The sequence below is a fragment of the Mycobacterium hainanense genome (assembly GCF_041890355.1).
GTDB classification, from domain to species: domain Bacteria; phylum Actinomycetota; class Actinomycetes; order Mycobacteriales; family Mycobacteriaceae; genus Mycobacterium; species Mycobacterium hainanense.
Window position 1 is genome coordinate 4330904 of record NZ_CP169059.1, and the last position, 23970, is coordinate 4354873.

24 protein-coding genes and 2 pseudogenes are annotated in these 23970 nt (G+C 68.6%); 21 read left to right on the forward strand and 5 right to left on the reverse strand.

The annotated features are described in order from the left end of the window. Positions 1 to 122: 122 nt before the first annotated feature. The 21 genes and pseudogenes from ACEL92_RS20260 (at position 123) to nuoN (ending at position 19805) form a co-directional block, all read left to right on the forward strand. Positions 123 to 1358, forward strand: a complete 1236-nt coding sequence (locus ACEL92_RS20260; RefSeq protein WP_374022447.1) for an acyl-CoA dehydrogenase family protein — start codon at positions 123 to 125, stop codon at positions 1356 to 1358. Beyond that, positions 1355 to 2401, forward strand: coding sequence for a phosphotransferase family protein (locus ACEL92_RS20265; RefSeq protein WP_374022448.1), 1047 nt, complete (start codon positions 1355 to 1357; stop codon positions 2399 to 2401). The genes ACEL92_RS20260 and ACEL92_RS20265 overlap by 4 nt, the downstream gene beginning before the upstream one ends. Continuing rightward, entirely contained in the window at positions 2398 to 2736 is a 339-nt protein-coding gene (locus ACEL92_RS20270) for a DUF6285 domain-containing protein (RefSeq protein WP_374022449.1), read from the forward strand. Before ACEL92_RS20265 ends, ACEL92_RS20270 begins: the two co-directional genes overlap by 4 nt. 10 nt (positions 2737 to 2746) lie before the next feature. Then, positions 2747 to 2953 (forward strand): annotated as a pseudogene (locus ACEL92_RS20275) (DUF4440 domain-containing protein); the annotation flags it as partial. Positions 2954 to 2985: 32 nt separating this feature from the next. Beyond that, complete coding sequence (locus tag ACEL92_RS20280; RefSeq protein ID WP_374022450.1) at positions 2986 to 3522, forward strand: YceI family protein; 537 nt, start codon at positions 2986 to 2988, stop codon at positions 3520 to 3522. Positions 3523 to 3552: 30 nt separating this feature from the next. Next, positions 3553 to 3966: a hypothetical protein gene (locus tag ACEL92_RS20285; RefSeq protein ID WP_374022451.1), complete on the forward strand. Its 414-nt coding sequence runs from the start codon at positions 3553 to 3555 to the stop codon at positions 3964 to 3966. Positions 3967 to 4224: 258 nt separating this feature from the next. Beyond that, positions 4225 to 4602, forward strand: a complete 378-nt coding sequence (locus tag ACEL92_RS20290) for an NADH-quinone oxidoreductase subunit A (RefSeq protein WP_073872218.1) — start codon at positions 4225 to 4227, stop codon at positions 4600 to 4602. A gap of 7 nt (positions 4603 to 4609) precedes the next feature. Continuing rightward, positions 4610 to 5164 carry an NADH-quinone oxidoreductase subunit B family protein gene (locus ACEL92_RS20295; RefSeq protein ID WP_066946610.1) on the forward strand — a complete coding sequence of 185 codons (555 nt, stop codon included), beginning with the start codon at positions 4610 to 4612 and terminating at the stop codon, positions 5162 to 5164. Beyond that, positions 5161 to 5886: an NADH-quinone oxidoreductase subunit C gene (locus ACEL92_RS20300; RefSeq protein ID WP_374022452.1), complete on the forward strand. Its 726-nt coding sequence runs from the start codon at positions 5161 to 5163 to the stop codon at positions 5884 to 5886. The genes ACEL92_RS20295 and ACEL92_RS20300 overlap by 4 nt, the downstream gene beginning before the upstream one ends. After that, the gene (gene nuoD, locus ACEL92_RS20305) at positions 5886 to 7217 is read left to right on the forward strand and encodes an NADH dehydrogenase (quinone) subunit D (protein ID WP_374022453.1); all 1332 of its coding nucleotides are present in this window, start codon (positions 5886 to 5888) and stop codon (positions 7215 to 7217) included. The genes ACEL92_RS20300 and nuoD overlap by 1 nt, the downstream gene beginning before the upstream one ends. Beyond that, positions 7214 to 7972 carry an NADH-quinone oxidoreductase subunit NuoE gene (nuoE, locus tag ACEL92_RS20310; RefSeq protein WP_374022454.1) on the forward strand — a complete coding sequence of 253 codons (759 nt, stop codon included), beginning with the start codon at positions 7214 to 7216 and terminating at the stop codon, positions 7970 to 7972. The genes nuoD and nuoE overlap by 4 nt, the downstream gene beginning before the upstream one ends. Beyond that, the gene (nuoF, locus tag ACEL92_RS20315) at positions 7969 to 9297 is read left to right on the forward strand and encodes an NADH-quinone oxidoreductase subunit NuoF (RefSeq protein WP_374022455.1); all 1329 of its coding nucleotides are present in this window, start codon (positions 7969 to 7971) and stop codon (positions 9295 to 9297) included. Before nuoE ends, nuoF begins: the two co-directional genes overlap by 4 nt. A gap of 4 nt (positions 9298 to 9301) precedes the next feature. Further along, positions 9302 to 11719 (forward strand): NADH-quinone oxidoreductase subunit G, encoded by a 2418-nt coding sequence (locus tag ACEL92_RS20320; RefSeq protein WP_374022456.1) that lies wholly within the window; start codon positions 9302 to 9304, stop codon positions 11717 to 11719. An 11-nt stretch (positions 11720 to 11730) separates the two neighbouring features. Then, positions 11731 to 12993: an NADH-quinone oxidoreductase subunit NuoH gene (gene nuoH / locus ACEL92_RS20325; RefSeq protein WP_374026301.1), complete on the forward strand. Its 1263-nt coding sequence runs from the start codon at positions 11731 to 11733 to the stop codon at positions 12991 to 12993. Continuing rightward, positions 12986 to 13531, forward strand: a complete 546-nt coding sequence (gene nuoI, locus ACEL92_RS20330; protein ID WP_374022457.1) for an NADH-quinone oxidoreductase subunit NuoI — start codon at positions 12986 to 12988, stop codon at positions 13529 to 13531. Before nuoH ends, nuoI begins: the two co-directional genes overlap by 8 nt. A 20-nt stretch (positions 13532 to 13551) precedes the next feature. After that, entirely contained in the window at positions 13552 to 14340 is a 789-nt protein-coding gene (locus tag ACEL92_RS20335; RefSeq protein WP_374026302.1) for an NADH-quinone oxidoreductase subunit J, read from the forward strand. Then, positions 14337 to 14636, forward strand: a complete 300-nt coding sequence (nuoK, locus tag ACEL92_RS20340) for an NADH-quinone oxidoreductase subunit NuoK (RefSeq protein ID WP_007168303.1) — start codon at positions 14337 to 14339, stop codon at positions 14634 to 14636. Before ACEL92_RS20335 ends, nuoK begins: the two co-directional genes overlap by 4 nt. A gap of 21 nt (positions 14637 to 14657) precedes the next feature. Then, entirely contained in the window at positions 14658 to 16544 is a 1887-nt protein-coding gene (nuoL, locus tag ACEL92_RS20345; RefSeq protein WP_374022458.1) for an NADH-quinone oxidoreductase subunit L, read from the forward strand. Continuing rightward, positions 16544 to 16621, forward strand: a pseudogene (locus tag ACEL92_RS20350) (16S rRNA (guanine(966)-N(2))-methyltransferase RsmD); the annotation flags it as partial. The gene nuoL and the pseudogene ACEL92_RS20350, both read left to right, overlap by 1 nt. Further along, the gene (locus ACEL92_RS20355; RefSeq protein WP_374022459.1) at positions 16618 to 18219 is read left to right on the forward strand and encodes an NADH-quinone oxidoreductase subunit M; all 1602 of its coding nucleotides are present in this window, start codon (positions 16618 to 16620) and stop codon (positions 18217 to 18219) included. The pseudogene ACEL92_RS20350 and the gene ACEL92_RS20355, both read left to right, overlap by 4 nt. Then, entirely contained in the window at positions 18216 to 19805 is a 1590-nt protein-coding gene (gene nuoN / locus ACEL92_RS20360; RefSeq protein ID WP_374022460.1) for an NADH-quinone oxidoreductase subunit NuoN, read from the forward strand. The genes ACEL92_RS20355 and nuoN overlap by 4 nt, the downstream gene beginning before the upstream one ends. 2 nt (positions 19806 to 19807) lie before the next feature. Here nuoN and ACEL92_RS20365 read toward each other — a convergent pair whose 3' ends face one another. Genes ACEL92_RS20365 through ACEL92_RS20385 form a run of 5 tightly spaced genes read right to left on the reverse strand, consistent with a single transcriptional unit; the run spans position 19808 to position 23935 of the window. Further along, positions 19808 to 20257: a hypothetical protein gene (locus ACEL92_RS20365; RefSeq protein ID WP_374026303.1), complete on the reverse strand. Its 450-nt coding sequence runs from the start codon at positions 20255 to 20257 to the stop codon at positions 19808 to 19810. 7 nt (positions 20258 to 20264) lie between these two features. Continuing rightward, positions 20265 to 21530, reverse strand: coding sequence for a DUF58 domain-containing protein (locus ACEL92_RS20370; RefSeq protein WP_374022461.1), 1266 nt, complete (start codon positions 21528 to 21530; stop codon positions 20265 to 20267). 7 nt (positions 21531 to 21537) lie between these two features. Then, positions 21538 to 22512: an AAA family ATPase gene (locus tag ACEL92_RS20375; RefSeq protein ID WP_374022462.1), complete on the reverse strand. Its 975-nt coding sequence runs from the start codon at positions 22510 to 22512 to the stop codon at positions 21538 to 21540. Continuing rightward, on the reverse strand, positions 22509 to 22991 hold the full coding sequence (locus ACEL92_RS20380; protein ID WP_374022463.1) for a hypothetical protein: 483 nt from the start codon (positions 22989 to 22991) through the stop codon (positions 22509 to 22511). The genes ACEL92_RS20375 and ACEL92_RS20380 overlap by 4 nt, the downstream gene beginning before the upstream one ends. Continuing rightward, the gene (locus ACEL92_RS20385) at positions 22988 to 23935 is read right to left on the reverse strand and encodes a DUF4129 domain-containing protein (RefSeq protein WP_374022464.1); all 948 of its coding nucleotides are present in this window, start codon (positions 23933 to 23935) and stop codon (positions 22988 to 22990) included. Before ACEL92_RS20385 ends, ACEL92_RS20380 begins: the two co-directional genes overlap by 4 nt. Positions 23936 to 23970 lie beyond the last annotated feature (35 nt).

Below are 23970 nucleotides of genomic sequence, written 5' to 3' on the forward strand. Positions count from 1 at the left end.
TGCCCACCCCGGACGCGCTCACCGCCAAGGGTCGCCAAACCAGGCAGGCCATCGAGCAGGCGGCCATCGCCACCCTGTCGACGATCTGGAAGAAAACGCTCTACGGGATGTAAGGAGAAGCTGTGGATTTCACACTGCCCGAACACCTTCCGGGTCTGCTCGCCGAGATGGACGAGTTTATCGAGGCCGAGATCAAGCCGCTGGAGCGCGAACACATCCAGTACTTCGACAAGCGCCGCGAACACGCCCGCACCGACTGGGACAACGACGGCATTCCGACGCGCGAGTGGGAGGACCTGCTCGCCGAGATGCGCAGGCGAGCCGACAAGGCGGGCTGGCTGCGCTACGGGCTACCGTCCGCCTTGGGCGGCCGGGACGGCACCAACGTCGACATGGCCGTGATCCGGGAACACTTGGCGCACAAGGGCCTTGGCCTGCACAACGATCTGCAGAACGAGTCCTCGATCGTCGGGAATTTTCCGCAGGTGATCATGATGGAGCGCTTCGGCACCGACGAGCAGCGTCGCGACTGGTCGGAGGCGTTGATCACCGGCGAACGGTCGATGGCCTTCGGGCTGACAGAGCCGCGGCACGGGTCGGACGCCACCTGGTTGGAGACCCGGGCGCAAGCCGACGGTGACGGCTGGATCATCAACGGCTCCAAGCGGTTCAACACCGGCGTCCACCGCGCGACCCACGACCTGGTCTTCGCCCGCACCTCCGGCGAACCCGGCCAGGCCCGGGGCATCACCGCGTTCCTGGTGCCGACGGACGCGCCCGGGTTCGACGTGCCCTACTACTGGTGGACGTTCAACATGCCGACCGATCACGGCGAGGTCACCCTGACCGATGTCCGGGTGCCCGCCGACGCGGTGCTCGGCGAGGTGGGCCGCGGCCTGGAAGTCGCGCAGACGTTCCTGCACGAGAACAGGATTCGGCAGGCGGCGAGCAGCCTGGGCGCGGCCCAATACTGCATCGACCGCGCCGCCGAATACGCCGGCACGCGGACGGTGTTCGGCAAGCCGCTGTCGGTCAACCAGGCCGTGCAATGGCCACTGGCCGAATTGCAGACCGAGGCCCAGATGGTGCGGCTGCTGGTGCAGTACGCGGCCTGGCATCTCGACCGCGACCACCACATGGAGGTCTCGGACAAGGTGTCGATGGCCAACTACCGCGCCAACCGACTGGTCTGCGACGCCGCCGACCGGGCCATGCAGATCTTCGGCGGGCTGGGCTACAGCCGGCACGAGCCGTTCGAGCACATCTATCGCCACCACCGTCGCTACCGGATCACCGAGGGAGCCGAGGAGATCCAGATTCGCCGGGTGGCCCAGCGGCTGTTTAAGTTTGGCAAGTGACGTCCACCGAGGAACTGGCCACCCAGATCGCCGCGGCGCTGGCGCCGGTCCTCGGCGCCGACGTCACCGTCGAGCACCTGCGCGCCCTCACCGGCGGCGCCAGCCGCGCGACGTGGGCGTTCGACGCCGTCGCCGGCGAGCGACGGCACGCGCTGATCCTGCGCACCGGCGCGCCCGACGATATGCACGCCGGCATGGAGCTGGAGGCACGCGCCCAGGCCGCCGCCGCTGCCGCCGGTGCGCCGGTCCCCCGCGTCCTCATCGCCGACGATTCGCCCGCCGCGCTGGGCAATCCGTATCTGATCTGCGACGAGATTCCGGGCGAGACGATCGTCCGGCGCATCCAGCGTCAGCTCGACGAGGCGGGCGGTCAGCCGGCCCGCGCGGGGCTGCAGCGGCAATGCGCGCAGGCCCTGGCGGCCATCCACCGCGCCGACCCGGGCATCCCCGGCCTGGCTCGCGAGGATCCGCTCGCGCGGTGGCGCGAGCGGCTCGACGCGATGGGTGACACAACGGCCACCTTCGAATGGGCGTTTCGCTGGCTCGAGGCGCGCCGACCGGAGTCAACGGCCGACGTGCTGGTGCACGGGGACTATCGGATGGGCAACCTCATCGTCGCCGGGGCCCACCTCGCCGCGGTCCTTGACTGGGAGCTGGTGCACCGCGGCGACCCCTACGACGACCTGGCCTGGTTCTGCATCCGGGCCTGGCGCTTCGGAGCCCCGGCCGGCCTCGGCGCCGGCGGCCTCGGCAGCATCGAGAGCTTCTTGCGTGAGTACGAGCAGGCTAGCGGGACCAGCGTCGACCGGGTGGCGTTTCACTGGTGGCTGGTGCTGGCCACGCTGCGCTGGGGCGTCATCTGCCGCTACCAGGCGGAGCGGCACCTGAGCGGCCAGTTCCGCTCGGTGGAGCTGGCCACGATCGGTCGCCGCGTGTGCGAAACCGAGTGGGACCTGCTCGACCTGCTCGAAGGAGCGCCGGGCGACGATGCGCGCCGGGGAGCGGCGCGAGGAGAAGCCAGGCAATCGGGGGACCTCCGATGATCGGCGCGTACGGCCGTCCACTCGCCGCCGAGCTGGTGGCCGCGGTGGCCGAATTCCTCGAAACCGACGTGCGGGCGGCCACCAGCGGGCAGGTGAACTTCCACGCACGGGTGGCCGCCAACGCGTTGCGCATCGTCGAGCGCGAACTGCTCGACGAAAGCGAGGCCGAATCCCGCGCCGCGCTGGCCGACCTGGGGTTCGCCGACGAGGAGGAGCTGGCCACCGCGATACGGGCCGGCGAGATGGACGACCGGGCCCGCGAGGTCACCGCCTGCCTGCGCGCCTTGGTGCGCCGCCGGGTGGCGGTGGCCCACCCCGGCTACGACACCGAATAGCCGGTCATCCGCGACGACCGAGCGCCGCTATGAGATCCTGGACCGGCGATTCTTCGAGGGAGGCTTCGTCCAGCAGCACGTCTTGCACGCCACCGGCCGTGCCGGACAAACGATCTCGATGCGGGTCTGCATCGTGATCAGGGTGGCCGAGGACGGCCTGCTGGACCGGATCGACGAATACTTCGACCCCGCAAACATCGCGCGGTTGCTGGACTGACGTTAGATTCGCCACGACAGATGGGGGTGACGATGACGACTCTGGAAACACTTCTCAGCGATCCCGACCTGGCCGGCGTGTGGAACCTCGTCCCGAACCGCTCGACCGTGGGCTTCAAGATCAGGAACATGTGGGGCCTGGTGCGGGTCAAGGGCCGCTTCACCGAGTTCAGCGGCGACGGTCAACTGACGGGCACGGAGGCGGTTTTCGGCCGCCTCGACATTCGCGCCGCCTCCCTGGACACCGGCATCGGCCGTCGCGACAAGCATCTGCGCTCGGCCGACTTCTTCGACGTCGAGCGCTTCGGTGAGATCAGCGTCGTCGTCACCGGGGTGCATCCGACCAAGGGCAAGTCCGCCGATGTCCGGGCCACCTTCACCATCAAGGGCGTGACCGCGCCGGTGCCCCTGTCCGCCACGATCACCGAGCTCGACGACGGCTCGATCCGGATCGCCGGGGAAACCAAGGTGGATCGCACCCAGTTCGACCTGGGCTGGAATCGCCTCGGCATGATCGGCTCGACGGCGACGGCGACGGCGGATGTCGTGTTCGTGCGGGCTGCCCAGTGAACCCGGTGCGGCACCAGTAGCATCTGCACCGTGCCCGACTCCAGCCCCGAATCCAGCGTCGCCCTGCGGATCCTGGTCTACAGCGACAACGCCAAAACCCGCGAGCAAGTGATCCGGGCGCTGGGCAAGCATCTGCATCCGGACCTGCCCGAGCTGACCTACCTCGAGGTGGCGACCGCCCCGATGGTGGTGCGGCAGATGGACGAGGGCGGCATCGACTTGGCCATCCTGGACGGCGAGGCCACGCCCACCGGCGGCATGGGAATCGCCAAACAACTTAAAGACGAACTGGCGACCTGCCCGCCGATCCTGGTGCTCACCGGCCGCAGGGACGACGCCTGGCTGGCGAAGTGGTCGCGGGCCGAGGCCGCCGTGCCGCATCCCATCGACCCCATCGTGCTCGGCCGCACGGTCCTCGGGCTGCTCCGCACCCCAACCCGATAGCCCCCTCAACCCCCTCACCTGCGGCGACAGGGTCTCGTCGAGCCCTGTGCCCGCAGGCGTGCGCGCGCGGCGTGCTACCGCCAGGTTGCGGTGACGCAAAACTTTCCCGGATACCCCCACCCCGACAAAGCACACCTGTCTTCGCGACGCTATGTTGTGGAGGTCACTGTGACCACCCCGGCCCGGGTGCGTCACAGCAGCCCGGCCCCCCGCCCGGCCGCCGCACCGGCGACCCGTACGAGGAGATCTTGGAGCGAGTTGAACGTCTACATACCCATCCTGGTGCTCGGAGCGATAGCAGCGGCCTTCGCCGTCGGATCGGTGGCGATCGCCAGCCTGGCCGGCCCGTCGCGCTACAACAAGTCGAAGATGGCCCCGTACGAATGCGGCATCGAGCCGACCGACAGCCCGGTCAGTGGCCCGCACGCGGCGAGCGGCCAGCGGTTCCCGGTGAAGTATTACCTGACCGCAATGCTTTTTATCGTCTTCGACATCGAGATCGTGTTCTTGTATCCCTGGGCGGTCAGTTACGACGCGCTGGGAACGTTCGCGTTGGTCGAGATGGTGGTGTTCATGCTCACGGTCTTCGTGGCGTACGCCTATGTGTGGCGCCGCGGCGGCCTGACGTGGGATTGAGGTAGACGTGGGTCTCGAGGAACAGCTGCCCGGTGGGATTCTGCTGTCGACGGTCGAGAAGGTGGCGGGCTACGTCCGCAAGAACTCGCTGTGGCCGGCGACTTTTGGGTTGGCCTGCTGCGCCATTGAGATGATGGCAACCGCCGGGCCAAGATTCGACATCGCGCGGTTCGGCATGGAGCGGTTCTCGGCCACACCACGGCAGGCCGACCTGATGATCGTGGCGGGCCGGGTGAGCCAGAAGATGGCGCCGGTGCTCCGCCAGATCTACGACCAGATGGGCGAGCCGAAGTGGGTGCTGGCCATGGGCGTGTGCGCCTCGTCCGGCGGGATGTTCAACAACTACGCGATCGTGCAGGGCGTGGACCACGTGGTCCCGGTGGACATCTACCTGCCGGGCTGCCCGCCGAGGCCCGAGATGCTGCTGCACGCAATCCTCAAGCTGCACGAGAAGATTCAGGAAATGCCGCTGGGCGTCAACCGCGAAGAAGCCATCGCGGAGGCCGAGCAGGCCGCGCTGGCGGCCCGGCCCACGATCGAGATGCGCGGGCTGCTGCGATGAGCTCACCCGACAACGACCCGAAGCAAGCGGCAACCGAAGGCGGGGGCCCGCCCCGCGCCGAGGGCGAGGTTATCGGCGTGCGCCGCGGCATGTTCGGCATCTCCGGCAGCGGTGACACCACCGGGTACGGGCGGCTGGTCCGGGAGGTCGTGCTGCCCGGTAGCTCCCCCCGCCCATACGGGGGCTACTTCGACGACGTGGTGGACCGGCTGGCGGACGCGCTGGAAGCCGCCGGCGTCGAATTCTCCGACGCGATAGAGAAAGTCGTGGTGTACCGCGACGAGCTGACCCTGCACGTGCGCCGCGAGGCGCTTCCCCGGGTGGCCCAGCGCCTTCGCGACGAACCGGAGCTGCGTTTCGAGATGTGCCTGGGCGTCAGCGGGGTGCACTACCCGGACGAGACGGGCCGCGAACTGCATGCGGTGTATCCGCTCCAGTCGATCACGCACAACCGCCGCGTCCGGCTGGAAGTGGCTGCGCCGGACGGGGATCCGCACATCCCGTCGCTGTTCGGCGTGTACCCCACCACTGACTGGCACGAGCGGGAAACCTACGACTTCTTCGGCATCATCTTCGACGGACACCCGTCGCTGACCCGCATCGAGATGCCCGACGACTGGCATGGCCACCCGCAGCGCAAGGACTATCCGCTCGGCGGCGTCCCGGTGGAATACAAGGGCGCACAAATCCCCCCGCCCGACGAGCGGAGAGCGTACAACTGATGAGCACAATCACCGACTCGGCCCAGGGCGGTGCCGAAAGCCCAGAGACCGTATTGGTCGCCGGCGGCCAGGACTGGGACCAGATCGTCGACGCCGCGCGCAACGCCGACCCCGGTGAACGGATCGTCGTCAACATGGGTCCCCAGCACCCGTCCACCCACGGGGTGCTGCGGCTGATCCTGGAGATCGAGGGCGAGACGGTCACCGAGGTCCGCTGCGGAATCGGTTACCTGCACACCGGGATCGAGAAGAACCTGGAATACCGCTACTGGACCCAGGGCGTCACCTTCGTGACCCGGATGGATTACCTGTCACCGTTTTTCAACGAGACCGCGTATTGCCTTGGCGTGGAGAAGCTGCTCGGCATCACCGATCAGATACCGGAGCGCGTCAACGTCATCCGGGTGATGATGATGGAGCTCAACCGGATCTCCTCGCACCTGGTCGCGTTGGCCACCGGCGGCATGGAGCTGGGCGCCATGACGCCGATGTTCGTCGGCTTCCGCGGCCGCGAGATCGTGCTGACCCTGTTCGAGAAGATCTCGGGGTTGCGGATGAACAGCGCCTACATCCGGCCGGGGGGCGTGGCGCAGGACCTGCCGCCGGGCGCCGAAAAGGACGTCGCGGAGGCCCTCAAGCCGCTGCGCCAGGTGCTGCGCGAAATGGGCGACCTGCTCAACGAGAACGCCATCTGGAAGGCGCGCACCCAAGACATCGGCTACCTGGACCTGACGGGGTGCATGGCGCTGGGCATCACCGGGCCGATCCTGCGGGCCACCGGGTTGCCGCACGACCTGCGCAAGAGCGAACCGTACTGCGGATATGAAAACTACGAATTCGACGTGATGACCGCCGACACGTGTGATGCTTACGGGCGCTACATGATTCGCGTCAACGAGATGTGGGAGTCGATCAAAATCGTTGAGCAGTGTCTGGACAAGTTGAAGCCGGGCCCGACGATGATCGAGGACCGCAAGATCGCCTGGCCGGCCGACTTGAAGGTGGGCCCCGACGGCATGGGTAATTCACCCGAACACATCGCCAAGATCATGGGCAGCTCGATGGAGGCGTTGATCCACCACTTCAAGTTGGTCACCGAGGGCATCAGGGTGCCGGCGGGCCAGGTCTACACCGCGGTGGAGTCGCCGCGGGGGGAGCTGGGTGTGCACATGGTCAGCGACGGCGGCACCCGCCCCTACCGGGTGCACTACCGGGATCCCTCGTTCACCAACCTGCAGTCGGTCGCCGCGATGTGCGAGGGCGGCATGGTGGCCGATTTGATCACCGCGGTCGCCAGCATCGACCCGGTGATGGGTGGGGTGGACCGGTGACCGGCCCGCAGGGGCAGCCGGTCTTCATCCGGCTCGGACCGCCGCCCGAGGAACCCAACGCGTTCGTGGTTGAGGGTGCGCCGCAGTCGTATTCGCCGGAGGTGCGGGCACGGCTGGAGGTCGACGCCAAGGAGATCGTCGGCCGCTACCCCAACAAGCGCTCGGCGCTGCTGCCGTTGCTGCACCTGGTCCAGGCCGAGGACTCCTACCTGACCCCGGCGGGTCTGGAGTTCTGCGGTGAGCAGCTGGGACTGACCGGCGCCGAAGTGTCTGCGGTGGCGAGTTTCTACACCATGTACCGCCGCGGGCCCACCGGTGACTACCTGGTCGGTGTATGCACCAACACGCTGTGCGCCGTCATGGGCGGCGACGCGATATTCGACGCGCTGAAGGAACATTTGGGCGTCGGCAATGACGAGACGACCCCTGACGGGGCGGTCACCCTGCAGCACATCGAGTGCAACGCCGCCTGCGACTATGCGCCGGTCGTGATGGTCAATTGGGAGTTCTACGACAACCAGACTTGCGAGTCGGCGCGCGAACTCGTCGACTCGTTGCGTTCCGGTGAGCCCAAGCCGCCGACGCGGGGCGCGCCGCTGTGCGCCTTCCGCGAAACGTCGCGCATCCTGGCCGGGCTGCCCGACGAACGCCCGGACCAGGGCCAGGGCGGCGCGGGCGAGGCCACCCTGGCCGGGTTGAAGGTGGCGAAGGAACACGGCATGCAGGCGCCCACTCCGCCCGGGAGCCAGGCATGACGAGCTCCGAGGCGACACCGCTCACCCCGGTCATCAGCCGATTCTGGGACGACCCGGAGTCCTGGACCCTGGACACCTACCTGCGCCACGACGGCTACGAGGCAATGAAGAAGGCGCTGGCCATGGCGCCCGACGACGTCATCGCCACCGTCAAGGACTCCGGGCTGCGCGGCCGCGGCGGCGCCGGCTTCTCGACCGGCACCAAGTGGTCGTTCATCCCGCAGGGCGACACCGGCCCGGCCGCCAAGCCGCACTACCTGGTGGTCAACGCCGACGAGTCGGAACCCGGTACGTGCAAAGACATTCCGCTGATGCTGGCCACGCCGCACGTGCTCGTCGAGGGCGTCATCATCGCCGCCTACGCGATCCGGGCCAGCCATGCGTTCATCTATGTGCGGGGCGAAGTGCTGCCGGTGTTGCGCCGCCTGCAGAACGCCGTGGCCGAGGCGTACGCCGCCGGATACCTGGGGCGCGACATCAACGGCTCGGGGTTCGACCTGGACCTGGTGGTGCACGCCGGCGCAGGCGCCTACATCTGCGGCGAGGAGACCGCGCTGCTCGATTCCCTGGAGGGCCGGCGCGGCCAGCCCAGGCTGCGCCCGCCGTTCCCCGCGGTGGCGGGCCTCTACGGCTGCCCCACGGTGATCAACAACGTCGAGACGATCGCCAGCGTGCCGTCGATCATTCTCAACGGCGTCGACTGGTTCCGGTCCATGGGCAGCGAGAAATCGCCCGGCTTCACGCTGTATTCGCTGAGCGGGCACGTCGCCCGGCCCGGCCAGTACGAGGCGCCGCTGGGAATCACGCTGCGCGAACTGCTCGCCTACGCCGGCGGGGTGCGCGCCGGGCACCGACTCAAGTTCTGGACCCCCGGCGGATCGTCCACCCCCCTGCTGACCGATGAGCACCTCGACGTGCCGCTGGACTACGAGGGCGTGGGCGGAGTCGGCTCGATGCTGGGCACCAAGGCGCTGGAGATCTTCGACGAGACCACCTGCGTGGTGCGCGCGGTGCGCCGCTGGACGTACTTCTACAAACACGAATCGTGCGGGAAGTGCACCCCATGCCGGGAGGGCACCTTCTGGCTGGACCAGATCTACGAGCGGCTGGAAACCGGCAAGGGCACCAGCGAGGACATCGACAAGCTGTTGGACATCTCCGACACCATCCTGGGGAAGTCGTTCTGCGCGTTGGGCGATGGCGCCGCCAGCCCGGTGATGTCGTCGATCAAATACTTCCGTGACGAATACGTGGCCCACGTCGAAGACGGTGGCTGCCCGTTCGATCCCAGAGACTCCATGCTGACGCCGAACGGAAAGGCTTGACGCTTTGACTAGTGCCGCCAAAACCGAAACCGGCGACGACGTCCGTCCGCCGGAGATGGTCACCCTCACCATCGACGGCAACGAAATCAGCGTGCCCAAAGGCACATTGGTGATCCGCGCGGCCGAATTGATCGGCATCCAGATCCCGCGGTTCTGCGACCACCCGCTGCTCGAGCCGGTCGGAGCCTGCCGGCAGTGCCTGGTCGAGGTGGAAGGGCAACGCAAGCCGATGGCGTCCTGCACCACCGTCGCCACCGACGACATGGTGGTGCGGACGCAGCTCACCTCCGAGGCGGCCGACAAGGCGCAACACGGGGTGATGGAGCTGCTGCTCATCAACCACCCGCTGGATTGCCCGATGTGCGACAAGGGCGGTGAGTGCCCGCTGCAGAACCAGGCGATGTCCAACGGCCGCGCCGATTCTCGCTTCACCGACGTCAAGCGCACCTTCGCCAAGCCGATCAACATCTCCGCCCAGGTGCTGCTGGACCGCGAGCGCTGCATCCTGTGCGCCCGCTGCACCCGGTTCTCCGAGCAGATCGCCGGCGACCCCTTCATCGACATGCAGGAGCGGGGCGCCCTGCAACAGGTCGGCATCTACGCCAACGAGCCGTTCGACTCGTACTTCTCGGGCAACACGGTGCAGATCTGCCCAGTCGGCGCGCTGACCGGAACGGCCTACCGCTTCCGCGCCCGCCCGTTCGACCTGGTGTCCAGCCCCAGCGTCTGCGAGCACTGCGCGTCCGGCTGCGCCCAGCGCACCGACCACCGGCGCGGCAAGGTGCTGCGCCGGCTGGCCGGTGACGACCCCGAGGTCAACGAGGAGTGGAACTGCGACAAGGGCCGGTGGGCGTTCACCTACGCGACCCGACCCGACGTGATCACCACTCCCCTGATCCGCGACGCGGACGGCGCTCTGGTGCCCGCGTCGTGGTCGCACGCGATGGCGACGGCGATCCGCGGCCTCGAGGCCGCGCGCGGACGCACGGGTGTGCTGGTCGGCGGCCGGGCGACGCTAGAGGACGCCTACGCCTACTCGAAGTTCGCCCGAATCGTGTTGGACAGCAACAACATCGACTTTCGGGCCCGCCCGACCTCGGCCGAGGAGGCCGGCTTCCTGGCGTCACACATCGCCGGACGGCGCAACGTCAGCTATTCCGATCTGGAGTCGGCGCCGGTCGTGGTGCTCGTCGGGTTCGAGCCCGAGGACGAGTCCCCCATCGTGTTCCTGCGACTGCGCAAGGCCGCCCGCAAGCGCGGGCTGCCGGTGTACGCGGTCGCGCCGTTCGCCACCCGGGCGCTGGTGAAGATGTCCGGGCATCTGATCAAGACCGCTCCCGGGAGCGAGGCCGCGGCGCTGGACGGGCTGGCCACCGGCGAGGTGGGCGACCTGCTGTCCTCGCCCGGCGCGGTCATCATGGTCGGCGAAAGGCTGGCCACCGTGCCCGGCGGATTGTCCGCCGCGGCGCGGCTCGCCGGAACCACCGGGGCCGCGCTGGCGTGGGTGCCGCGCCGGGCCGGCGAGCGCGGCGCGCTGGAGGCCGGCGCGCTGCCCACCCTGCTGCCCGGCGGCCGCCCGCTTGACGACGAGACCGCCCGCGCCCAGATCGCGGCGGCGTGGCACGTCTCCGAATTGCCCTCCGCCGGTGGGCGTGACGTCGAGGGCATCCTCGCCGGCGCCGCCGACGGGTCGCTGGGCGCCTTGCTGGTGGGCGGTGTCGAACCCGACGACTTCCCCGATCCAGAAGCCGTACTGGCCGCGCTGGACGCCGCGGGCTTCGTGGTGAGCCTGGAGCTGCGGCAGAGCGCGGTGACCGAGCGCGCCGACGTGGTGTTCCCGGTCGCGCCGACGGTGCAGAAGGCCGGCGCCTTCGTCAACTGGGAGGGCCGCTACCGCCCCTTCGAGCCGGCGCTGCGGGGCACCATCGCGCAAGCCAGCCAGTCCGACCACCAGGTGCTCGACGCGCTGGCCGAGGAGATGGGCGTCTATCTGGGGCTCTCGACCGCCGAAGCCGCCCGCACGGAACTGGCCGGGCTGGGCACCTGGGACGGCGGCTGGGCGGCCGGCCCGTCCGTCGCGACGCCGGAGCCGGCCACGTCGCCGGAAAAAGGACAAGCTGTGCTCACCGGCTGGCGGATGCTGCTCGACAACGGCCGGATGCAAGACGGCGAACCGCATTTGGCCGGCACCGCACGCACACCCGCGGTTCGGCTGTCCGCCGACACGGCCGCCGAAATCGGCGCCCGCGACGGCGACGCGGTGACCGTCAGCACGCCGCGGGGATCGATCAGCCTGCCGCTGCTCATCACCGACATGCCCGACCGGGTGGTGTGGCTCCCGCTGAACTCGCCGGGTTGTGCCGTGCACCGGCAGCTGGGCGTAACCCTGGGCAGCACGGTGAACATCGGAGTGGGATCATGACGACGAACCCCCTGTCCGACTTCGGACACGACACCTGGTGGCTGGTGCTGGGCAAGGCGCTGGCCATCTTCGTGTTCCTCATGCTCAACGTGCTGGTCGCGATCCTGCTGGAGCGCAAGATCCTCGGCTGGATGCAGCTGCGACCCGGTCCCAACCGCGCGGGGCCGTGGGGCACGCTGCAGAGCCTGGCCGACGGAATCAAGTTGGCGCTCAAGGAAACCATCACCCCCGGCGGCGTCGACAAGTTCGTCTACTTCGCGGCGCCGGTCATCTCGACGATCCCGGCGTTCACCGCGTTCGCGTTCATCCCGTTCGGCCCGGTGGTGTCGGTGTTCGGCCACCGCACCCCGCTGCAGCTGACCGACCTGCCGGTCGCCGTGCTGTTCATTCTCGGGCTGTCGGCGATCGGGGTGTACGGGATCGTGTTGGGCGGCTGGGCATCCGGGTCCACCTACCCACTGCTGGGCGGCGTGCGCTCCACCGCCCAGGTGATCTCCTACGAGGTGGCGATGGGACTGTCGTTCGCGGCGGTGTTCCTCTACGCCGGCTCCATGTCCACGTCGGAGATCGTCGCCGCGCAGGACCGGGTCTGGTACGTGTTCCTGCTGCTGCCGTCCTTCGTGATCTACCTGATCTCGATGGTCGGTGAAACCAACCGCGCCCCCTTCGATTTGCCCGAGGCCGAGGGCGAGCTGGTCGCCGGCTTCCACACCGAGTACTCGTCGCTGAAGTTCGCCATGTTCATGCTCGCCGAGTACGTCAACATGATGACGGTCTCGTCGCTGGCCACCGCGTTGTTCTTCGGGGGCTGGCACGCGCCCTGGCCGATCGACATGTGGGCGGGCGCCAACACCGGATGGTGGCCGGTGCTCTGGTTCACCGCCAAGATGTGGACCTTCCTGTTCATCTACTTCTGGCTGCGCGCCTCGCTGCCCCGGCTGCGCTACGACCAGTTCATGGCGCTGGGCTGGAAGCTGCTGATCCCCGCCTCGCTGGTCTGGGTGTTGATCGCGGCCGTGATTCGCACCATGCAGAACCAGGGGTATGCGCACTGGACCCCGGTGCTGGTGGTCAGCAGCATCGTGTTCGCCACGGCGCTGGTGCTGTTGCTGCGAAAACCGTTCGCCACGCCGGGCATTCGCGCGCTGGAGCGACAGCTCCGCCGCCAGGCCAAGCAGCTGCCCGCCGGACAGACCTCCACACCCGTATTCCCGACACCGCCGCTGCCGATGAAGTCCCTGGCGGCTGCGAGCAAGGAGAAAGCACGTGGCTAGATTCTTGGACGCCGTGGCCGGCTTCGGCGTGACGTTCGGATCGATGTTCAAAAAGAACGTCACCGAGGAGTATCCGGAGAAGCCGGGCCCCGTCGCGCCGCGCTATCACGGCCGTCACCAGCTCAACCGGTACCCGGACGGCCTGGAGAAGTGCATCGGTTGCGAGCTGTGCGCGTGGGCCTGCCCGGCCGACGCGATCTACGTCGAGGGCGCGGACAACACCGAGGAACTCAGGTATTCGCCCGGGGAACGCTACGGCCGGGTCTATCAGATCAACTATTTGCGCTGCATCGGCTGCGGCCTGTGCATCGAGGCCTGCCCGACCCGCGCGCTGACGATGACCAACGACTACGAGATGGCAGACGACAACCGCGCCGACCTGATCTACGAGAAGGACCGGCTGCTGGCCCCCCTGCTGCCCGGCATGACCGCGCCGCCGCACCCGCGCGCGCCCGGCGCCACCGACAAGGACTACTACCAGGGCAATGTCACCGCGGACGGCCTGCGGGAGACCGAGAAGGCCGGGGAATCCCGGTGACTGGGTCCACGGGCCAGCTCCTGGCCGCCAACCTGGCTTCCGACACCATCATCCGCACCTCCACCGGTGAAGCGGTGGCGTTCTGGGTGCTGGGCGCGCTGGCGCTGATCGGCGCGATCGGGGTGGTGCTCGCCGTCAACGCCGTGTACTCGGCGATGTTCCTGGCGATGACGATGATCATCCTGGCGGTGTTCTACATGATCCAGGACGCGCTGTTTCTGGGTGTCGTCCAGGTCGTGGTCTACACCGGCGCGGTGATGATGCTGTTCTTGTTCGTGCTGATGCTGATCGGCGTGGATTCCGCAGAATCCCTGAAGGAGACGCTGCACGGTCAGCGCATCGCCGCGGCGCTGGCCGGGATCGGCTTCGGTGTCCTGCTGATCGCGGCGATCGGCACCGCCGCGACCGGCGGCTTCGCGGGCCTGACCACCGCCAACGCCAACGGCAACGTGGAAGGGCTTGCGGCGCTGATCTTCTCCCGTTACCTCTGGGCGTTCGAACTCACCAGCGCGCTGCTCATCACCGCCGCCATCGGGGCGATGGTGCTGGCCCACCGCGAACGCTTCGAGCGCCGCAAGACGCAGCGGGAGCTGTCGCAGGAGCGATTCCAGCCCGGCGGGCACCCGACCCCGATGCCCAGCCCCGGTGTCTACGCGCGCCACAACGCCGTCGACGTGGCCGCGCTGCTGCCGGACGGGTCGTACTCGGAGCTGTCGGTGTCGCCGATCCTGCGCAGCCGCGGCGCCGACGGCAAGGCAACTCCCTCCCGTCAGGCGAGCCCCTCCCTATCGCAAGGTGGCACCTCGTGAATCCGGCCAATTACCTGTATCTTTCGGCCCTGCTGTTCACCATCGGAGCCTCGGGCGTGCTGCTGCGCCGCAACGCCATCGTGATGTTCATGTGCGTCGAGCTGATGCTGAACGCGGTCAACCTGGCGTTCGTCACGTTCGCGCGGATGCACGGCCACCTGGACGGGCAGATGATCGCGTTCTTCACGATGGTGGTGGCCGCGTGCGAGGTCGTCGTCGGGCTGGCCATCATCATGACGATTTTCCGTGCCCGCAAATCGGCGTCGGTGGACGACGCGAACCTACTCAAAGGCTGACATCGCCAATATGGGGCCAACATGACTCACTACACCTGGCTGCTGGTGGCGCTGCCACTGGCGGGTGCCGCGATCCTGTTGTTCGGCGGCCGACGCACCGACCCGTGGGGGCATTGGCTGGGCTGCGCCACCGCGCTCGCGGCGTTCGGCGTCGGCCTGAGCCTGCTGAGCGAGCTGCTCGGCCGCGGCGCCGAGGACCGCGCCATCCACCAGAAGGTGTTCACGTGGATCCCGGTCGGCCAACTGCAGGTCGACCTCGGCCTGCAAATCGACCAGCTGTCGGTGTGTTTCGTGCTGCTGATCTCCGGAGTCGGGTCGCTCATCCACATCTATTCGGTCGCCTACATGGCCGAAGACCCCGACCGGCGAAGGTTTTTCGGCTACCTCAACCTGTTCCTGGCCTCGATGCTGTTGCTGGTGGTCGCCGACAACTACGTGGTGCTCTACGTCGGCTGGGAAGGCGTGGGCCTGGCGTCCTACCTGCTGATCGGGTTCTGGTACCACAAGCCCACGGCGGCGACGGCGGCGAAAAAGGCGTTCGTGATGAACCGCGTCGGGGACGCCGGGCTGGCGCTGGGAATGTTCTTGATGTTCAGCACCTTCGGCACGCTGTCCTACGCCGGGGTGTTCGCCGGGGCGCCCGCTGCGAGCCGCGGCGCGCTGACGGCGATGGGCTTGCTGCTGCTGTTGGGCGCCTGCGCCAAGTCCGCGCAGGTCCCGCTGCAGGCGTGGCTGGGTGACGCCATGGAGGGCCCCACCCCGGTGTCCGCGCTGATCCACGCCGCCACCATGGTGACCGCCGGCGTGTACCTGATCGTGCGGTCCAACCCGCTCTACAACCTGGCGCCTGACGCGCAAACCGCGGTCGTGATCGTCGGCGCCGTCACGCTGCTGCTCGGCGCGTTCATCGGCTGCGCCAAGGACGACATCAAGCGCGCGTTGGCGGCATCCACGATGAGCCAGATCGGCTACATGGTGCTGGCCGCCGGGCTGGGCCCGGCCGGGTACGCGTTCGCGATCATGCACCTGCTCACCCACGGCTTCTTCAAGGCCGGGCTGTTCCTCGGCTCCGGCGCGGTCATCCACGCCATGCACGAGGAACAGGACATGCGCCGCTACGGCGGATTGCGCGCGGCGCTGCCGATCACCTTCGCCACCTTCGGTCTCGGCTATCTGGCGATCATCGGCGTGCCGCCGTTCGCGGGCTTCTTCTCCAAGGATGCGATCATCGAGGCCGCGCTGGGCGCCGGTGACGCCCGTGGTTACGTGCTGGGCGGGGCCGCGCTGCTGGGCGCGGGCGTCACCGCGTTCTACATGACCCGCGTGATGCTGATGACCTTCTTCGGCAAAAAGCGTTGGGGCCCAGGCATCCATCCCCATGAGGCGCCCGGCCTGATGGCGTGGCCGATGATCCTGCTCGCCGTCGGCTCGGTGTTCTCGGGTGGGTTGCTGGCGTGGCGGGGCACCCTGCAGCGCTGGCTCGAGCCGGTCGTCGGGAAACACGAAGAGGTGACGCACGCCTTCCCGGTGTGGATCAACACCGCCCTGGCGCTGGGCGTCGTCGCCGTCGGGATCGCGGTGGCCTACCGGTTGTACGCCACGGCGGAAATCCCCCGGGTGGCACCGCTCGCCGTTTCGCCGGTCACGACGGCCGCGCGCAGGGACTTCTACGGCGACGCCTTCAACGAGGAGGTGTTCATGCGCCCCGGAGCCGAACTGACCCAAGCGCTCGTCGACGTCGACAACGCGGGCGTGGACGGCTCGGTGAACGCGCTGGCCGCGCTGGTGGGCCGGACTTCGAATCGCCTGCGGGGGCTGCAAACCGGCTTCGCCCGCAACTACGCATTGTCGATGCTGACGGGCGCGGTACTGGTGATCGCGCTGATCCTGGCGGTGAAGCTGTGGTGAATCGCGCCGGCGACGACGCAGTGGGGGCACCACCCGCTTGCGGGGGACGGAGCGATGAGGAGGAGTGGCGCCGATGAACACCGTTCCGTGGCTGAGCGTCCTGTGGCTGGTGCCGTTGGCCGGCTCGGTGCTCGTCATCCTGCTGCCTCCGGGGCTGCGCCGGCTCGCCAAGTGGACGGGCCTGGTCTTCGGCGTCCTGACGCTGGCCGTCGCGATCGTCGTCGCCCTCGGCTTCAAATCCGGTGGCAGCACGTACCAATTCGTCGAAAGCCATTCCTGGATACCGGCTTTCGGCGCGACCTACTCCCTGGGTGTCGACGGCATCGCCGTGGTGCTGGTGCTGCTCACCGCGGTGCTGATCCCGGTGCTGCAGGTGGCCGGCTGGAACGACGGGGATGGTGACGACTCGTCTCGAAGCGGCGAACGCAGCCCGCGCGGCGTGCACGCCTACGTCGCCCTGACGCTGGCGATCGAGTCGATGGTGCTGATCTCCGTGGTCGCGCTCGACGTGCTGCTGTTCTACGTGTTCTTCGAGGCCATGCTCATCCCGATGTACTTCCTGATCGGGGGCTTCGGCGGCGGTCCGGGCAGGTCACGCGCGGCGGTGAAGTTCTTGCTGTACAACCTGTTCGGCGGGTTGATCATGCTGGCCGCGGTGATCGGGCTGTACGTGGTCACCGCGCAGCACGGATCGGGCACCTTCGACTTCCGCGAGATCGTGGCCGGCGTCGCCTCCGGCCGCTACGGCGCCGACTCCGCGGTGTTCAAGGCGCTATTCCTGGGCTTCATGTTCGCGTTCGCCATCAAGGCGCCGCTGTGGCCCTTCCACCGGTGGCTGCCCGACGCCGCGGTCGAGGCCACCCCCGCGACAGCGGTGCTGATGATGGCCGTGATGGACAAGGTCGGCACCTTCGGCATGCTGCGCTACTGCCTGCAGCTGTTCCCCGGCGCCTCAACGTATTTCCGCCCCCTGATCATCGTTCTGGCGGTCATCGGGGTCATCTACGGAGCGATCGTGGCCATCGGGCAGACCGACGTCATGCGCCTGATCGCCTACACCTCCATTTCCCACTTCGGGTTCATCATCCTGGGCATCTTCGTGATGACGAGTCAGGGCCAGAGCGGGTCGACGCTGTACATGCTCAACCACGGCCTGTCCACGGCGGCGGTGTTCTTGATCGCGGGATTCCTGATATCCCGGCACGGCAGCCGGAAGATCGCCGACTACGGCGGGGTGCAGAAGGTGGCGCCCATCCTGGCGGGCACGTTCCTCGTCTCGGCCATGGCCACCCTCTCGCTGCCCGGCCTGGCGCCGTTCATCAGCGAATTCCTGGTGCTGCTGGGCACTTTCAACCGGTACTGGCTGGCCGCCGCGTTCGGTGTGACCGCGCTGGTGCTGTCCGCCATCTACATGCTCTGGCTCTACCAGCGCATGATGACCGGCCCGGTGGCCACCGGCAACGAGAAGATCGGTGACCTGCGGGCGCGCGAATTGGTCGTGGTGGCACCGCTGATCGCCCTGCTTTTCGTGCTCGGTGTCTACCCCAAGCCGGTGCTCGACATCATCAACCCCGCCGTCGAGAGCACCATGACCACGATCGGCCAGCACGATCCCGCGCCGAGCGTGCCGGCCGTCAACCGCGCACCCCGGACAGCCGAAGGACCGCGACGATGACACTCCCCACGCCCAGCATCGAGTACTTCCTGCTCTGCCCGACGCTAATCGTGTTCGGCGTCGCCGTGGTGGGAGTCCTCGCGGAGGCGTTCCTGCCCAGGCGGGTTCGCTACGGCGCGCAAGTGACGCTGGCCCTCGCCGGTCTGGTCGCGGCGTTCCTGGCGACCGTAAAGGTGGCCCAGTCAATTCCGGCCTCTGGCCGCGCGACGGTGTTAGGCGCCATGGCCATCGACCGCACAACCCTGTACCTGCAAGGCACGGTTCTGCTGGTCGCGGTGCTGGCGGTGATCTTCATCGCCGAGCGCACGCAGGCCAAGGCGGAGAACAAGGTTGCCGCGGGCGTGGGGGCCGCCCGCCCGGCCGGTCTGGACTCGTTCACCCCGCAGGCCTCCGCGGTTCCCGGCAGCGACGCCGAGCGCGACGCGGAGCGGGCCGGGGCCGCGCAGACCGAGCTGTTCCCGCTGGCGATGCTGTCCGTCGGCGGCATGATGGTGTTCCCGGCGTCCAATGACCTGTTGACGATGTTCGTTGCGCTCGAAGTGCTTTCGTTGCCCCTGTATCTGATGTGCGGCCTGGCCCGGCATCGGCGCCTGCTGTCCCAAGAGGCGGCGATGAAGTACTTCCTGCTGGGCGCGTTCTCGTCGGCGTTCTTCCTGTACGGCGTGGCGCTGCTGTACGGCGCGACCGGCACGCTGCTGCTGACCGGAATCCGGGATGCACTGGCGGCGCACGGGGACACCTCGATGGCGTTGGTGGGTGTCGCGCTGCTGGCGGTGGGCCTGCTGTTCAAAGTCGGTGCGGTGCCGTTCCATTCGTGGATTCCGGACGTCTATCAGGGCGCGCCCACCCCCATCACCGGGTTCATGGCGGCGGCCACCAAGGTCGCGGCCTTCGGCGCCCTGCTCCGCGTGGTCTACGTCGCGCTGCCGCCGCTGCACGATCAGTGGCGCCCGGTGCTGTGGACCATCTCGATTCTCACCATGGCGGTGGGGACCATCACCGCGGTGAACCAGACCGACGTCAAGCGCATGCTGGCCTATTCGTCGGTCGCCCACGTCGGGTTCATCCTCACCGGCGTCATCGCCGACAACCAGGCCGGCCTCTCGTCCACGCTGTTCTACCTGCTGGCCTACAGCTTCAGCACCGTCGGCGCCTTCGCCATCGTGAGCCTGATCCGCGACGCCGACGGCGTCGAGGACGCCACGCTGTCGCACTGGGCTGGGCTCGGACAGCGCTCACCCATTGTGGGCGTGATGTTTTCGATGTTCCTGCTGGCCTTCGCCGGCATCCCGCTGACGAGCGGATTCGTCAGCAAGCTCGCCGTGTTCAAGGCCGCCGCCCAGGGGGGCGCGGCACCGCTGGTGATCATCGGTGTGGTCGCCAGTGGTATCGCCGCGTACTTCTACGTGCGGGTGATCGTGTCGATGTTCTTCACCGAGGCGACCGACGACACCCCGCACGTGGTGGAGCCGGGCATTCTGAGCAAGGCGGCGATCGCGGTGTGCGCCGTGATCACCGTGGCCTTGGGCATCTTCCCGCAGCCGCTGCTCGACCTGGCCGACCAGGCCGCCCAACTGCTGCACTGAGCTCAGCCCAGGAACGGGCGCACCGCCAGCACGTAGACCGCCAGCGCCGCCAGCGGCGCGGCCAAGGGCAACCACGGCAAGTGCATCGGGAACCACGTCGCGACCAACCCGGCGAACGTAAAGCTCACGGCCCCAACCATGGTCGGCCAACTGCCCAGCACCGCCACGGCCGACGCACCGGCCGCGTGGCGGCACACCAGATACGCGGCCGCGCACAGCCCGGACAGCGCAACGAACACCAGCGGCGGGTCGGACAGCGCGATGGTGGCCACCGACAGCAACACGGCAAGCGTTGCTGCAGGGCGAAATGCCGCTCCCCCGATCACCGCGATCAGCGCCGCCACCCACGCGGCCACCGCCGGCCCGCGCGATCCTTCGGCGGCCAACCCCACCATCAGCAACCCGAACGCGGCCGAGAACACCGGGGCCCACAGCCGCGGCAGTGTGCCCATGTCGGCGCTAGACACGGAGCCGTCCTCGCACCCGCCGTCGGCGGTCCGGCAGCACACCCATGGATTGCTCCAATCCGCCGTCCTGATGCCACAGCACGATGTCGACGCCGACGGTGGCCATGTCGCGGTACATGGCGGACCGCTGCAGCGCCCACATCCGGTTCACCAGCGGATCCTGCTCGCCCTCGAACGGGGTGCGGTCCAGGATATCGACGGCGATGACGACATGGCCGCGCCTGCGCAGATCGATCAGCGCGAGCGCGAATTCGGTATCCAGCAACGTGGAGAACGCGATGACGATCGCGCCGGCGGGGACGGCCGCGCGGGGCGCCAAAGTGCCCGTGGTGTTTTCGAATCGATCGCCGGCGCCGAGCACCGTGTCGAGCACCCGATAAAACTGGCGCTGCCCGATGTCGGCGCCCAGCCAGCGCGGGTGGTTGCCGCCCAGGGCGACGATCCCGGCGCGATCACCGTGCCGAAGGGCGGTCTGCACGACCTGCGCGGCCCCGCGCACGACGCGCTCGGTGGCGGCGGTCGCCGGGCCCGCCGGCTGCCGATACGTGTCGATCAGCACCACCACGTCGGCGGCGCGGTCGGTGAGGCGCTGCGTGACATGCAGCTGGCCGCGGCGCGCGCTCACCGGCCAATTCACCGCGCGCAGTTGGTCTCCCGGCACGTAGGCGCGGATGTCGGCATACTCGACGCCCGGGCCGACGTGCCGGGTGAGATGGGCGCCCAGGCGGTCGAGCAGCTCGGTCTGCGGGATGGGCGTCGACTGCGGCGGCGTCAGCGGAAACACGATGACTTCCGCGGCGTCGACGACGGCCGTGCCAGACAGCAGCCCGCCCCGCGCCACCGCGTCCACGCGGGCCCGGATGAAGTACCGGCCCCAGCGTTGCGCCGTCGCCGCAACCGTTTTGGCGTCGCGGGAATCGGCGTCGAGAATGTCGAGCTGCATCCCCTCGACGGGCGGAATCGTGACCTCGATCGCGGAGGTTCCCGGTGCCGCGTCGTCCTCCGTCACCCAAATGCGCAGCCGCGCCCGGTCGTCTTCGAAGCATCGCTGCGCATCGGGGTCACCGTGCACGCGGACCGTCGGCACGGGTCGTTGCCAGCTGATGGAGCACAGCACGCCGAGCAGCGGCGCCGCGAATGCGATCAGCTGCCACCGCGCGCCGATCACCGCGGCCGCCAGCGCCAACCCCGCGCAGGTCGCGATGGCCCGCGTCAATGATGATGCACGCCACCGGAATTCGACCTCACGGGCGGTCACGCCGCACTCATCCGGGACCTCCCTGGCCGCCGGTCCGCGGTACCGGCAGGCGGCGCAGCAACTCGGCGACGACGTCGGCGCCCTGAATTTTTCGCACCCACATCTCCGGGCGCAGGGTGATCCGGTGCGCGACCGCCGGGATGGCGAGCGCCTTGACGTCTTCGGGGATGACATAGTCGCGGCCGAGCAACAGCGCGCGGGCGCGGGCGAGTTGGACCAGGTCGAGTTCGGCGCGCGGGCTGGCGCCCACGGCCACCTGCGGATGATGCCGGGTGGCGTTGGCGAGCGAGACCACGTAGTGCAGCACGTCTTCATGCACGGTCACCTGCTCGACCGATTCCCGCATCGCGAGCAGGTCGCGCGCATCGACGACCTGGTTCACGGTCGGCTCGTTGGACCCGCGGTCGAGGCGGCGGCGCAGCATCGCGGTCTCGTCGCGCTCGGAGAGGTAGCGCAGTTCCAGGCGGATCGCGAAGCGGTCGAGCTGCGCTTCGGGCAGCGGGTAGGTGCCTTCGTACTCGATCGGGTTGTCGGTCGCGAGCACGATGAACGGCTTTGGCAGCTGGTGTGTTTCGCCGTCGATGCTCACCTGGCCCTCGGCCATCGCCTCCAGCAGCGCCGCCTGTGTCTTGGGCGGTGTGCGGTTGATCTCGTCGGCGAGCAACAGGTTGGTGAAGATCGGTCCGGGTCGGAAGGCGAAACGGCCCGATTGCATGTCGTAGATGGTCGAGCCGAGCAGGTCCGCCGGCAGCAGGTCCGGGGTGAACTGCACGCGGGTGAACTGCAGACCCAACGCGGCGGCGAACGACCTGGCGATCAGCGTCTTGCCCAGACCGGGCAGGTCCTCGATCAGGACGTGGCCGCGCGCGAGCACCGCGGTAAGGATGAGCGTGAGCGCGGAACGCTTACCCACCACCACGCGCTCGATCTCGTCGAGCACCGCCTCGCAGTGCGCTGTGGTTGTTGCCGCCGGCAGCGTCATACCTGTTCCAACTTTCGCAGAATCTCTTCCAGCGCCGCGCGGCCGGGGCCGGGCCGGCGGTCGCCGGTCGGTGCGACGTTGTTCGGGTTAACCCATTCCCACAGGTCGGTCCCGAAGAGCATCTGACCGCTCGCCTGATACGCCACGGGATCTTTGGATCGCCGTTCCCCCGTGGCCATCTCGTACCTGCGCGCGAGCATCGGACGCAGGTGCCGGTCCCAGTCCACGCGGGTCGACTCCGACCACCGGATCGTCGTCGCGGTGTTGGACAGCCAGCGACGCAACGAATCGCCGAGCTCGTCGGGCTCTTCTTCGCCCTCGAACTGCATTCCGCGTCCCAGCACGCGTCGGACGGTGAGCAACACCAGCGCCAGCGCGCCACCGGAGGCGGCCAACACCAGCCGCCGATCGTCTTGGATCAGGGCCAGCAGCTCGATCCCGACGATCAGGCAGACGCCAAGGGCCAGAGTCTTTTTCATGCGGGACTCCGGGATCTCAGTTCATCGAGCACCAACTTCAGAACGCGCACGGCCACGTCACGGTGGCCCTCGTTCATGACGTGCGGGCTGAACCGCGCCTCGGCGAACAGGCTTACCAATTGCACTGCGTTGTCGGCGTGCAGCGCATGGTGCTCGACCGCCCGGGCCAACACCTCGGTCGGGGTGTCGAAGTCCTGCGGGGCGGCGCCGGGAACATTGGCGAGCTCGCGCTCCATCGCCGCGTAACAGGCGATGATCGCCTCGCGCGGTTCACGGCTGAGGTCGGTCATCGCGGCCAGCCCGCGTTCGGCCGCGCGCGCCAGCGATTCCGAACGGGTCGGCGGCGCCGCGGATTCCACAAAGTCGTCGCCGGCGGTGGCCGGGGTCGACGCGCGCCCGCGGCGCCGCGACATGACGACCGTCCCGGCGGCGATGATCAACATCGTCGGGACGGTCGCGGCGAGCAGGATGCCGAACATGTCCCCGTTGGGCGGATGTGGGCGCCGCGGCGCCGGTGCGTTGGCGTGCTCGCCGGATGCAGCAGCGGTCGCCGGCGAGGGCGGCGCCTGGGCGTCGCCGTGGGCGGACAGCAGGCGGGACCCGACCAGCACGATCGACAGCCACGCGGCCAGGACCGCCAGCCCGATGATCACCACGCGCCAGCTCGGCCGGCCCCTGCCGGTGCCCAGCATCTCGGACAGCTGGCCGGCCTGCGGGGCCGCCGCGCGGGGGTCCCGCAACCGCGCGATGACCGCGATCGCCACCAGCGTGAGCGCCGCCCCGAGGATCGCCACCACGAATATCAGCGCCGCACCGCTGCTCGCGGGTTCGTCGCGCGGCCCGCGCGGGGAGGCCGGTAGGTAGCCGCGGAGGGCGGCCGAGATGACGAGCAGCAGCACGATCAGGGCGACGACCCGCCCCGTGGCCTTGTCCACACCAGGCATTGGCACACCACTCGACCGGTTGGCTTTGCCTCATC